10 protein-coding genes are annotated in these 12,538 nt (G+C 59.2%); 1 reads left to right on the top strand and 9 read right to left on the bottom strand.

What is annotated here, in order from left to right:
* Positions 1-5: 5 nt before the first annotated feature.
* The 9 genes from ureA to BT119_RS15750 all read right to left on the bottom strand — a co-directional run bounded on the left by ureA (position 6) and on the right by BT119_RS15750 (position 11,902).
* Positions 6-308, bottom strand: coding sequence for an urease subunit gamma (gene ureA, locus BT119_RS15710; protein ID WP_072366297.1), 303 nt, complete (start codon positions 306-308; stop codon positions 6-8).
* A 302-nt stretch (positions 309-610) separates the two neighbouring features.
* The gene (locus BT119_RS15715; RefSeq protein ID WP_003431754.1) at positions 611-1,456 is read right to left on the bottom strand and encodes an urease accessory protein UreD; all 846 of its coding nucleotides are present in this window, start codon (positions 1,454-1,456) and stop codon (positions 611-613) included.
* Positions 1,457-1,504: 48 nt separating this feature from the next.
* Positions 1,505-2,203 (bottom strand): urea ABC transporter ATP-binding subunit UrtE, encoded by a 699-nt coding sequence (gene urtE / locus BT119_RS15720; RefSeq protein ID WP_003368879.1) that lies wholly within the window; start codon positions 2,201-2,203, stop codon positions 1,505-1,507.
* 101 nt (positions 2,204-2,304) lie between these two features.
* Complete coding sequence (gene urtD, locus BT119_RS15725) at positions 2,305-3,165, bottom strand: urea ABC transporter ATP-binding protein UrtD (RefSeq protein WP_003368877.1); 861 nt, start codon at positions 3,163-3,165, stop codon at positions 2,305-2,307.
* Positions 3,162-4,241 (bottom strand): urea ABC transporter permease subunit UrtC, encoded by a 1,080-nt coding sequence (gene urtC / locus BT119_RS15730; RefSeq protein ID WP_072366299.1) that lies wholly within the window; start codon positions 4,239-4,241, stop codon positions 3,162-3,164. Before urtC ends, urtD begins: the two co-directional genes overlap by 4 nt.
* Complete coding sequence (urtB, locus tag BT119_RS15735) at positions 4,241-5,830, bottom strand: urea ABC transporter permease subunit UrtB (RefSeq protein ID WP_054081938.1); 1,590 nt, start codon at positions 5,828-5,830, stop codon at positions 4,241-4,243. The genes urtC and urtB overlap by 1 nt, the downstream gene beginning before the upstream one ends.
* 214 nt (positions 5,831-6,044) lie before the next feature.
* Complete coding sequence (gene urtA / locus BT119_RS15740) at positions 6,045-7,310, bottom strand: urea ABC transporter substrate-binding protein (protein WP_058397068.1); 1,266 nt, start codon at positions 7,308-7,310, stop codon at positions 6,045-6,047.
* A 255-nt stretch (positions 7,311-7,565) separates the two neighbouring features.
* Positions 7,566-11,045 (bottom strand): dermonecrotic toxin domain-containing protein, encoded by a 3,480-nt coding sequence (locus BT119_RS15745; protein WP_072366301.1) that lies wholly within the window; start codon positions 11,043-11,045, stop codon positions 7,566-7,568.
* Between the two features lie 395 nt (positions 11,046-11,440).
* Positions 11,441-11,902: a copper chaperone PCu(A)C gene (locus tag BT119_RS15750; RefSeq protein ID WP_003368869.1), complete on the bottom strand. Its 462-nt coding sequence runs from the start codon at positions 11,900-11,902 to the stop codon at positions 11,441-11,443.
* A gap of 140 nt (positions 11,903-12,042) precedes the next feature.
* Between BT119_RS15750 and BT119_RS15755 the strand changes: the two genes are divergently transcribed.
* Positions 12,043-12,501, top strand: a complete 459-nt coding sequence (locus BT119_RS15755; protein ID WP_072366303.1) for an REP-associated tyrosine transposase — start codon at positions 12,043-12,045, stop codon at positions 12,499-12,501.
* Positions 12,502-12,538: the final 37 nt, after the last annotated feature.

Consider the following 12,538-nt stretch of genomic DNA (forward strand, 5'->3'; position numbering starts at 1 on the left):
CTCCTTCAGGCAATCGGCTGATGCACGGTGACGAGTTTGGTGCCGTCCGGAAAGGTGGCTTCCACCTGAATCTCCGGGATCATTTCCGCGATACCTTCCATGACCTGATGGCGGCTCAGCAGGGTCGTGCCGTAGTGCATGAGCTCAGCGACGGTCTGTCCGTCACGCGCACCTTCGAGCAGTGCCGCAGAGATGTAGGCCATGGCTTCCGGGTAATTGAGCTTCACACCGCGTGCCAGACGCCGTTCGGCGACCAGTCCGGCGGTGAAGATCAGCAGCTTGTCTTTTTCGCGTGGTGTCAGGTCCATGGGGCTTCCGTTTGTTCAAATTCGGTGGTTGATCGTTCCCAGGCTTGAGCCCTCATTGCTATGTATAAGTCTGTTTTGGGTTCTGGCCGAAGGCCGTGGGAGCGAACTTGTTCGCGAAGGGGCCGGTGTAGTCGCCGAAAATGCAGCGCCTAAAACATGGTCTTCGCGAACAAGTTCGCTCCCACGCCCTGCGGGCAGAAGCGCTAAAAGCCCCGATTTTCGGGCTTTTCAGGACTTATGTACCACGCTGAGTGCATCAGCGCCGAGGGTGTAGCCTGGAATGCAGAGCGTCCAGTCATCAATCAGGTGTTCCAGATTCTTGGCGTTACCGCCTCGCGTCCCAGCAGGGCAGGGCGCAGGTATTTCCAGATTTGTATCAGCCAGGCCCGCGCGTGTAATGCTTCGTCTGCCAGACAGCGAGCGACCAGCAGACCGGGCAATTGAGTCAGGTCGCCGCGTACCGGGTTGGGCATCGACAGCGAACGGCAGGCCTCGAGCAGCTCGCTGCTTACTTCGCCGGTCATCAGCAGGGTGGCGAACACCGTTCTGCCGTCCAGGCCGATGGGCGAGTCCAGCAGCCCGTCGCCACCGATAATGCGTTGTCGCTCATGCCAGAGCAATGTGCCGTCGCGACGTATATCCAGATGCGACTGAAAATGCCCGTGCTCGAACCGCTCGCCACTGGCCGGGCGGCCCAGCGCCACTACATCCCAGTAACACAGCTTCGCATCACCGTGCAGCTCTATCCGAGTGCTCAGTTCTGCCTGGGCATTGCTGAAGACGATGGTTTCCTGCGGCAGCCATTCCAGCGTCGCACCAGGCTGGACGTGCAGTTCCAGTTGCTGAAAGGCCGGGCTGGCGGCGCGATACCATTTGGCCGCGCCGGGGCTGGTCAACTGTGCCCAGGCATTGGCCCCCACGGTGGCCGAGATATCCAGCCGGTCACCCCCGGCGATACCGCCTGGTGGATGAACGATGATGTGCTGGCACACCTCCGGGCCTTCGGCGTACAGATGCTTTTGCACCCGCAGCGGTCCTTTGTGGCGCCGCTGCGTCGGGCGTGTGCTGTCATCGAAACGGCCGTAACCCAATTCCAGCTCGGCGTGCCAGCTGGGGGTGAAGAGGGCGGTGTTGGCAGGCAGGTTCATGGTGTCTTCATTGGCTTGTCGAATGCTGCACGATAACGGATTGGCGCATCAAATAGTGACCAGACCACGAACGCCGTCGGTCTCCATGTTCTCGCCACGGCCCTGCTGGACGATCTCGCCCCGCGACATCACCAGGTACTGATCGGCCAGCTCCGCGGCGAAGTCGTAGAACTGCTCGACCAGCAGAATCGCCATGTCGCCACGCTCGGCGAGCTTTTTGATGACGGCGCCGATTTCCTTGATCACCGAGGGCTGAATACCTTCGGTGGGCTCGTCGAGAATCAGCAGGCGTGGACGGCTCGCCAATGCCCGGCCTATGGCCAGTTGCTGCTGCTGACCACCGGACAGATCGCCGCCGCGGCGGTGCTTCATTTGCAGCAGCACCGGGAACAGCTCGTAGATGAAGGCCGGCACTTCCTTGGCCTCGGAGCCCGGAAAACGGGACAGGCCCATGAGCAGATTTTCCTCGACCGTAAGCCGACCGAATATTTCCCGGCCCTGCGGCACGTAAGCGATCCCGGCATGTACCCGTTGATGCGTCTTGAACTGGGTGATGGTCTTGCCTTCCCATTGCACCGAACCTTCCTTCGATGGCAGCAGGCCCATCAGCACGCGCAAGAGCGTGGTCTTGCCCACGCCGTTGCGGCCCAGCAGGCAGGTGACTTCACCGACCTTCACATCGAACGACAGACCGCGAAGAATGTGGCTGCCGCCGTAATACTGATGAAGCTTTTCGACCTGGAGCATGGTGGGTGTTCTCGTCTATTGCAGCGTAATCGCAGTGTTGCGACGCGGGGCGTCTGGACAGGTATTCCCGCGCAGCGCGCCGGAACGATCGGTTCGTTGCGTCAGCGTCCCAAATACACTTCGATCACGCGTTCATCGGCCTGTACGTCGTTCAGCGAGCCTTCAGCCAGTACGCTGCCCTGGTGCAGCACGGTGACATGGTCGGCAATCGAGCCGACGAAACCCATGTCGTGCTCAACCACCATCAGCGAGTGCTTGCCGGCGAGGCTCTTGAACAGCTCGGCGGTAAATTCGGTTTCGGCATCGGTCATGCCCGCCACCGGCTCGTCGAGCAGGAGTAATTGCGGGTCCTGCACCAGCAGCATGCCAATCTCCAGAAACTGCTTCTGGCCGTGGGACAGCAAGCCTGCAGGGCGCTGCATCGAGCTGGTCAGGCGGATCGTTTCCAGCACCTCACCGATCCGGTCCTGTTGTTCGCCGCTCAACCGCGCACGCAAACTGGCCCACACCGATTTGTCGGTCTTCTGCGCCAGCTCAAGGTTTTCGAACACGCTCAAGGCCTCGAATACTGTGGGTTTCTGGAACTTGCGGCCGATGCCGGCCTGGGCAATCTGCACTTCGGTCATCTGCGTCAGGTCCAGCGTTTCACCGAACCATGCCTTGCCGTGGCTGGGCCGGGTCTTGCCGGTGATGACGTCCATCAGCGTGGTCTTGCCCGCGCCGTTGGGGCCGATGATGCAGCGCAGTTCGCCTACGCCGATGTACAGATTCAGATCGTTCAGGGCCTTGAAGCCGTCGAAGCTGACGCTGATGTCTTCCAGCGTCAGGATCGTACCGTGGCGAGTGTTGAGGCCTTTGCCGGCGCTTTTGCCGAGCCCCACTGCGTCGCGGCTGGTGCCGGCATCGGAGTTTGGCGCCAGGATCGGTTCAAGCATGAAAGACGGGGTCGGAGTGGTTTTCATTGCTCGCTCCTTTTCTTCAGCATGCCGATCACGCCCTTGGGCAGATACAGCGTGACGATGATGAACAGCGCGCCAAGAAAGAACAGCCAGTATTCCGGGAAGGCCATGGTGAACCAGCTCTTCATGCCGTTCACCAGACCTGCGCCCAGCAGCGGGCCGATCAGCGTGCCGCGGCCACCCAGGGCAACCCAGACAGCGGCTTCAATGGAGTTGGTCGGCGACATTTCGCTGGGGTTGATAATGCCGACCTGCGGCACATACAAAGCGCCAGCCAGACCGCACAGCACAGCGCTCAGGACCCAGACGAACAGTTTGAAGCCGCGCGGATCGTAACCGCAGAACATCAGGCGGTTTTCCGCATCGCGCAGTGCCGTCAGCACGCGGCCGAACTTGCTCTGCGCCAGGCGCCAGCCGATGTACAGACTGGCCACCAGCAATGCGACCGTGGCCAGAAACAGCGCGGCTCTGGTCCCTTGTGAACTGATGCTGAAGCCCAGAATGCTGCGGAAGTTGGTGAAGCCGTTGTTGCCGCCAAAGCCGGTCTCGTTGCGAAAGAACAGCAGCATGCCGGCGAAGGTCAGCGCCTGGGTCATGATCGAAAAGTACACGCCCTTGATCCGCGAGCGGAAGGCGAAGAAGCCGAATACCAGCGCCAGCAGTCCCGGTGCCAATACCACCAGGCACAACGCCCAGAGGAAATGGTCGGTGCCCGCCCAGTACCACGGCAGCTCGGTCCACGACAAAAATGTCATGAAGGCCGGCAGACCATCGCCAGCGGCCTGGCGCATCAGGTACATGCCCATGGCATAGCCGCCCAGGGCGAAGAACAGGCCGTGGCCCAGCGACAATAGCCCGGCATAGCCCCAGACCAGATCCAGCGCCAGCGCGACAATGGCGTAGCAGAGGATCTTGCCCACCAGGGTCAGGGTGTAGGCCGAGACCTGAAAGCCGTTATCGGCAGGCAGCAACGACAGCAGCGGCAGTGCCAGCAGCACCGCCAGTATTACGCAGCCTGCAGTCAGCGTGACTCTTGGCCCGACTTTTTGCGCGGCAGTTACTATCAATGGCTGGCTCATCAGTCGATCACCCGTCCTTTCAGTGCGAAGAGGCCTTGCGGACGTTTCTGGATAAACAGAATGATCAGCGCCAGAATCAGGATCTTGCCCAATACAGCGCCGATTTGCGGTTCTAGAATCTTGTTGGCGATGCCCAGCCCGAAGGCCGCCATCACGCTGCCGGCCAGTTGCCCGACGCCACCGAGCACGACCACCAGGAACGAATCGATGATGTAGCTTTGCCCAAGATCAGGGCCCACGTTGCCGATCTGGCTCAGGGCAACACCCCCCAGACCAGCGATACCTGAGCCCAGACCGAAGGCCATCATGTCGATGCGCCCGGTCGGTACGCCACAGCAGGCGGCCATGTTGCGGTTCTGGGTGACGGCGCGCACGTTCAGGCCCAGGCGGGTCTTGTTCAGCAGCAGCCAGGTCAGTACCACCACGAACAGCGCGAAGGCGATGATCACGATGCGGTTGTAAGGCAGCACCAGATTAGGCAGCACCTGGATGCCACCCGACAGCCATAGCGGGTTGGCGACTTCAACGTTCTGCGCGCCGAAGGCAAGACGCACGGCCTGAATCAGCATCAGACTGATGCCCCAAGTTGCAAGCAGCGTTTCCAGCGGGCGGCCATACAGGTGACGAATGACCGTACGTTCCAGAGCCATGCCGATCGCGGCGGTGACAAAGAACGCCACTGGCAGCGCGATCAGCGGGTAGTACTCGATGGCCCCCGGTGCATAGCGCTGCAGCATCAGTTGCACAACGTAGGTGGAGTAGGCTCCCAGCATCAGCATCTCGCCATGGGCCATGTTGATCACACCCAGCAGGCCGAAGGTGATCGCCAGACCCAGCGCCGCCAGCAACAGGATCGAGCCCAGCGACATGCCGCTGAACGCCTGACCGAGGATTTCACCGATCATCAGCTTGCGCTTGACCTGCGCCAGGCTGGTTTCAGCCGCCACGCGTACCGAAGCGTCGGTTTCCACGCCGGGTGCCAGCAATGATTCAAGACGGGTACGCGCCAGCGGATCACCGGTTTCGCCCAGCAGCCGCACGGCAGCCAGACGTACTGTCGGGCTGGAATCGACCATTTGCAGGTTGGCCAGCGCCAGGGTCAGCGCGCTTTTGACGCTTGAGTCGGATTCGCTGGCCACGCGTTCGGTCAGCAACTCGAGTTGTGCAGGGCGCGCGCTTTTTTGCAATTGCAGGGCCGCGGCCATGCGCAGTTGTGTGTCGGCTGCCAGCAACTGATGGCTGGCCAGCGCCGTTTCAACCAGGCCACGCAGCCGGTTGTTCAAGCGCAATTTACGCGGTTCGTCAGGCGTTGGAGCATCGGCGGCGGCAGGAGCCTGTGCATCGACGGCCACGTATTGATCGTTGTTTTCGATCCAGGCGCGCTTGCTGCTGTCAGCACCTACACGGCCATCGCGCAAGGCTTCAAGCAGCTCGACGCGTTCCGGCACAGGCTTGGCGGCCCAGGCCTCCAGCAGCTCTGCCTGTTGCGAAGAACTGGCTGCGACAAAGTCACTGGCATCACCGGCCTGGGCAGCCAAAGGCAGCAGCAGGCTGATGGTGAGGATCAAACGGTAGAAATAAGAAGGCATATCAATATGGCCTTGGTCTGTTATGGCGTTCCACTAGACATTCGTGACTGTTCGCCCTGACGCTGCTCGTTCCTCACGCTCTGCGTGGGAATGCCTTTCGTGACGCTCTGCGTCAACCATGCACCGAGCCGCGCGCTCAGGATCGGACGCGGAGCGTCCAGAACTGCGTTCCCACGCTGGAGCGTGGGAACGATCAGGCTGTGTTGATAGGGGGTCAGTTGCTCTTCGCCGGGGCGTCCGGCTTCTTGTCGTTGCCAGGGATGTACGGGCTCCAAGGCTGGGCGCGGATCGGCTCTTTGGTCTGCCACACAACGTTGAACTGACCGTCGTCCTGGATTTCGCCGATCATCACTGGCTTGTGCAAGTGATGGTTGGTCTTGTCCATGGTCAGAGTAAAGCCCGACGGCGCGGCGAACGTTTGTCCGGCCATGGCTTCACGGACCTTGTCCACGTCGGTGGATTTGGCTTTCTCGACCGCCTGCGCCCACATGTGAATGCCGACATACGTGGCTTCCATCGGGTCGTTGGTCACGGCCTTGTCAGCGCCTGGCAGGTTTTTCTTTTTGGCGTAGGCCTTCCAGTCAGCCACGAACTTCTTGTTGACCGGGTTTTCCACCGACTGGAAGTAGTTCCAGGCGGCCAGATGGCCTACCAGTGGCTTGGTGTCGATGCCGCGCAGTTCTTCTTCGCCTACCGAGAAGGCCACAACCGGCACGTCGGTAGCGTTCAGGCCCTGGTTGGCCAGTTCCTTGTAAAACGGCACGTTGGAGTCGCCGTTGACGGTGGAGATAACGGCTGTCTTGCCACCGGCGGAGAACTTCTTGATGTTGGCCACTATGGTTTGATAATCGGAGTGACCGAACGGGGTGTAGACCTCTTCGATATCGGTATCTTTCACGCCTTTGGAATGCAGGAAGGCGCGCAGAATCTTGTTGGTGGTGCGCGGGTAGACGTAGTCGGTGCCGAGCAGGAAGAAGCGCTTGGCCGAGCCGCCATCTTCACTCATGACATATTCGACGGCAGGGATGGCCTGCTGGTTAGGCGCAGCACCGGTGTAGAAAACATTGGGCGACATCTCTTCGCCTTCGTACTGCACCGGGTAGAACAGCAGCCCGTTGAGTTCTTCGAAGACCGGCAGCACCGATTTGCGCGACACCGATGTCCAGCAGCCGAATACCACGGCTACTTTATCCTGGGTCAGCAACTGACGGCCTTTTTCCGCGAACAGCGGCCAGTTGGACGCCGGGTCGACGACGACCGGCTCCAGCATCTTGCCGTTGACGCCGCCTTTGGCGTTGATCTCGTCGATGGTCATCAAGGCCATGTCCTTGAGCGATGTCTCGGAGATGGCCATGGTGCCGGACAACGAATGCAGAATGCCGACCTTGATGGTCTCGGCTGCCTGAACGGTCCAGGTCAGCCCCATGGCGGCGATGGATGCGGACAGGGTAAAGGCTTTGATCAGGCTGCGACGCTTCATTGACTGGCTCCCTTAGTACATTGTTTTGAGGTTTGGCGGCGGTGCATTTTTTGCTCTTTCAGGCTTTAGCAAGGTCTGGGCCAATGCAGAAACGTCGCAAAATGGAACGAATGTGTCGCGGTTCGGGGAAGATGTGCACCAAGGTGGAACCCGGCCTTGTCCCGCGTGCGCTCCGGGCTCTGCAATGGTGCAAGGCTGCTTTGCAGGAGCGCCGGCCAGTAACGACCGGCTTCCCGGATCAGCCGCGTGCGGGTTTCAGACCCAGAGTTCCTGTTCCCCGGTATAGAGATCGTAGGTCTGATCAACCAGTTGTTCGGGCGCATCGAACCAGGCAAACAGCTGTCCGTTGACCCGCTTGGTCGCACCCAGTTGCACGTATGTCCCCGGCGCAATGGCCACGTGATCACCAAGAAAGCCGGTGAACATGTTCTTCTTGGGCACAGCCGGTGCAAAGATGAAGAACACCGGGTGGTTTTCGGCATTGGCGTTGCGATTCACGAACCCGTCCTGGCTCCATCTGGAGGCGTTGGCTCGCGACATCGATGCAGACTGCACGCCATTGTCGGTAAACACTGCACCCACTTCGCGCTCAAGGCATGCCACCCCGTCGCTGGACACATAGGTGGCGCGAAATGCAGTGCCTTCCCACGCCTTGAGCTTATGGAACTGACGCAGAAACCTGCGCGTGGTGGCATTGCGTACGCCGCTTCGCAGCAGCGGGTTGATCTCCGTTGAACCGCCTTCCACGTAGGTGGTTATTTCGGAAAATTTTTCTGCGTTGGATGTATGGGCCAGCGTCAGGTAGTCGGTCTCGAACTTCAGGCGTTCGATGCTACTTGCTTCCTCCAGAGACGCCGGCCAGAGAGTTGTCAGGCTGGTCAGCCGCGCCTCGGCACTGCGGATTGCCGATTGACTCATGCGCGGGATCTGTTTGCCCACGATTTTCCAGACGCCGGTCGTGCTGCGAAGAGCAAACTCCTGCCCGTGCACCAGTTGTGTGGCATCCATCGGGTTTACCCGATAAAGGCGCGAGTGGCCGAACACGTTAGCCCGCCGGCTTATGAAGCAGGTCTGGCCCTCTACCTCAATGGCGACGAAGCTTTTGGGGTCCATGGCAGTGATCAATTTCGAGCCTGCGAAACGCGGCGCCTTTGAGTGCGAAAGGAGGTAGCCGATCTGCGCCTGACCATCACGACCGACTCTGCGTACGAGGTGCGGACGTCTCACCATTTTTGCGGCGCTTCCTGCCGGCTTCAAGGCCAGCGCCAAGTGGCCGACCAAGGCAATGGCAAGATAGCTGAGGGCGCTCAGAAACTCCTCGGCGGCGCCTTCCAGGTCGTTTTCATCGATTTTCGAAAAAGCGCTCCAGGTTTTGTAAAGGCCAGCGCCCAGCGCGACAGGCATCATGATCGCGCCAGGCAGAAACAGAATCGCAATGCTCGCGATCAGATCGAAGCCCAGACCCGATTGCCCTGTACCGGTGGTCAGACTCATCTGCCGTTTGGCTTCGTTGATCAGAAGGTTGATCTTGGTCTCGTGATTTTCCTCGTAAATGTCTTTGCTCTGGCTGACAAACACGACGGGGCGCAGCAGCCTTGACGGGATCGGTAGCAGCGTCAGTTGGGTAAATACTTCGGGTGGACGCCAATGCTTCGCTTCCTTTTCGTACTGCATGGCATGCAGCGTCTCAAGACGCCTGGAAACCGGTATTTGCTGAATCAGATACTGCTGGAAGGGTGCCTCTTCCAGAAAGCTGGTGGTCAGGTGATACATGCTGTTGAACCAGCGGAAAACGACACCGTCGGCAGCATCCAGCGTGCACAGCACCAGTGGCCCCTTCTCGAATTTTCCGGCTGGAGCAATCAGCATCACGTTGGTCATCTTGAGTTGGTTGACGCTGAAAAAACGGACTTCAATGGCTTGCTTGTTGATGGTTCGACGTCCTTGGAGTCCTGGCGAATCCAGCACAGCCTTGATCCACTCGCGGCCGGTGGGTGCAAAAGCCTGTTGTTCGATCTCCAGCAGCGCCATCTTCATCTGAGCTCGCAACATGGCTTTTTCTGACCGCTTGAGCTGCTGTGCATACGCCGAGGTTTTCAGGTGCAGGTCAAGGTAATTACTGAGGTATTGGGGATCTTCCAGCGTGGTAATCAGCTCTGTTACGGCCTGCTTGTCCAAGTGCGCAAGGTAGACGCCTTCGGCGTCGACAGCGCGTAGAAGCACGGCATCCTTGGCCTTGGTGTGCAGGGCTTGGGTATGTGCCAGTTGCCTGAGTGAAACGTTCTCGGTGTTGATTTCTGGCAATACAGGCGCGCCGGGAATATCGAGCACTTCGATGCCCGTCCTGTAGGTCAGTGAAATATTGATCTGTTGCGCTGTTGCCGTGATGGATAGCCGGTTCAGCAGTTGAGCCAGTTGCTTGTCGATATAGCGCGTCGGGTAGGTGCGGCTGTCATTTTCTGCCTGGCCGAAGTGCTCCTTGCTGGCTTTGCGCATGTTCACCACCAATTCGCCAAACCGCTTTGCCTGGCGATGCCATGCCTGACGCTGCGTCAGCGTCATGGTTTTCCACCAATCGGGCATTCGGCTTTGCACCAGATCGCTGTCGAATCCGTCGAGTCGCCAGTGGTTGTCGAAGTAAATCCTGGGTTTCAGCAAACTCGCTATCGTTTGCTCGAAACAGACCGCGTCCATCTTCTGAGCGCGGGCCAGCTGTACAGCCTGAGCGAAGACCGACTGCTGCGCGACAACCTGCCGGGCAAGCAGCAGGCTGAGAAAGTTGCCGTCCATCAGGGTGTATTGCCATTGCAGGACAGGGGTGGGTTTGGTGGGGCTTGCCTCCCCGGCGGTGACGCTGTCGCCCAAGCGTCCTCGGTACTCGGGTTCAGTCACTCGCTGAACAAGCGCGTGGTTCAACTGTTGCAATGAGGCAAATGCTTCCAGCCCGTCATGGGGCGTAAACAGAAGTACATCTTCCAGCTCTTCCTGCTCTTCCAGGTCTGGCTGGACCGGCGCATCACGAAGACGCCGGGCAATGGCAAACGCACCGTAAAGCGACAGCGAGGGGCCGTCGCCGTCTTGTGCCGACAGGCTGTAAACACTGTGCGGCTGCAAGTCTGCGAGACCCGCGGTCGCATCTGTGGCACAGGGCCCAAGGGTGGCCGAAAGCAGGCTGTAGTGCCCGGTCGTCATCTTTCCCAGGGCGATCAGCACCGCACATTCGGATGTCAGGCACTCGATCTGCTCTGCGACAAACTGGCTGCTCCGGGTTTCGCCATCAAGCGTCGCAGTGCTCCAGTAGTCTGCAAGATTTCGTGTGTAGCACTGCTCAAGTTGCTCGCTGACCTGGGTGAAGAACGTTACAGTCGCTGCCCGCCCCAGCGGCTGAATGGCAGGTGGCTTGACGTCAGGCTGCTGTGTGTCAGGCGTTGGAGAAGGCGTGTCGAGAGGCGGGTGGAGAGCGACTACATCATTGTCGATCCATTGCAAATAGCCGGTGAAGTATTCGATCAGGCCAGGGATCAGTGGAACCCTGTGTATGTTGCTCCCGTGGTCGAATCCGACCTCGTTGTCACGGTAAGTCAGCCAGGTCGTCTCGACATCCAGCTCGGGTTTGAGGGGATGCAGCAGGGTACGGGCCAGTTCTTGGGTCGTCTTGCTGAAGTCGGGTGGATAGGTATCGCTGGCAAGCGAGGCGTTTAGAGCCTGGGTTGATGCGGTGAGCGGTAAGGTCATGGTGCCGATTCGTCTGCGTGATGGATGATCCGCTCGAGGTGTTGGCCGGGCGGTTCATTTCATATAGTCAGGGTTAAAGGCACGCGGGTATCGGCCAGCGCAGTGAGAGGACTGCAGCATCGGCTCTCTGATAGGTAGGAAGTCTCGGAAACGCGCGAGATTGAGGTAAGGACGGGGCCTGAAACCGGGTATGAGGAGGAATTCATCACAACGCCACTCAATGGTTTCAGGCCCCGCAGAGAGCAATCTAAGCTGTTGTCGCTGTTTTGGCAAAGCGCGAAAGCACTATTCGATCAAGCGCCCGGACAACCAGCATCGGTCCTGGGTGTCAGGGATACCACCGCGATAGGATCGATGAAGGCATTCAGCTCCCGGCCCTGCTCGTTGGGAGTTACTCAGTGCTGGTGTTCCGAAGCCTGTTTTTGTACCACGACCTGCACCTCGACATCCCCCGCCTTTTCAAAATGCAGGGTCATCGGGAAGCGTTGGCCGACCACCAGCTTCGAGCGGTCCTTGATGTCCAGCAGCATCACGTGCCAGGCCATGGGGGCGAAAGCCACCTTCGCGCCAGCCGGTATGTCGACCGCCTGAACGTGCTGCATCTTCATCAGCCCGTCGACATGTACATGCTCATGCAACTGCGCCTGCCCGGCGATGGGTGTGTCGACGCTAATCAAACGGTCGGCGCTGTCACCCTTGTTCTCGATAGTGAAATACGCTGCCACCGTCGGTGCGTTGGGCGGTAGCTCCATTGACCACGGATGGCCAATCAGCAACGGCCCTGCCTTGTACTCATGGGCGTGGACGAGGCTGGCTGGCAGCAGCAGTGCGGCCAGCAGCAGTGCTTTTTTGAGCATGGGGGGCTCCGCAGGATTCGATGAAGGGGTGAAAGGTAGCTTAAATGGAAATCCGAAACACCTGGGTAAACCTTTGAGCGCCGCTGAGTGAGCCTGTTTCGTAAAGTCGTTCCCCGGCATGCAGTCATAAGGGGATCGGGATGTATGAAAGGGCACAGTCACATCGTTTGCGTTTGGGGCGATTCTCCAGTGCAGGCCAAATGTATTTGGTCACCGCAAAAACATTCCAGAGAAATCCTGTCTTTTCCGATTGGCGCATGGGCCGTCTGCTGGTTGATGAACTTCGACACGTTCAGGAGCAGCAACTGGCTGATTCATTAGCCTGGGTGGTAATGCTCGACCACATTCACTGGCTGCTGCAGTTGAATAGTCATTCATTATCCAGAGTTGTGCAGCGCGTGAAATCGAAAAGCGCGATCGCCATAAACAGAGCCAGAGGCTGCAGTGGACCTTTTTGGCAAAGCGGATTCCACGACGTCAGCATCCGCACTGAAGAAAGCCTTTTGGGTTTTGCCCGTTATATTGTGGCCAATCCGGTTCGAGCCAACCTGGTCAAAAGCGTGCGCGATTATCCCCTATGGGACGCAATCTGGTTGTGAAAAACCGGCCTCTTCGTGAGCAAGCTCACTCCCACGG

Source organism: Pseudomonas sp. NFACC10-1, from assembly GCF_900119195.1.
Classification (GTDB): domain Bacteria; phylum Pseudomonadota; class Gammaproteobacteria; order Pseudomonadales; family Pseudomonadaceae; genus Aquipseudomonas; species Aquipseudomonas cerasi.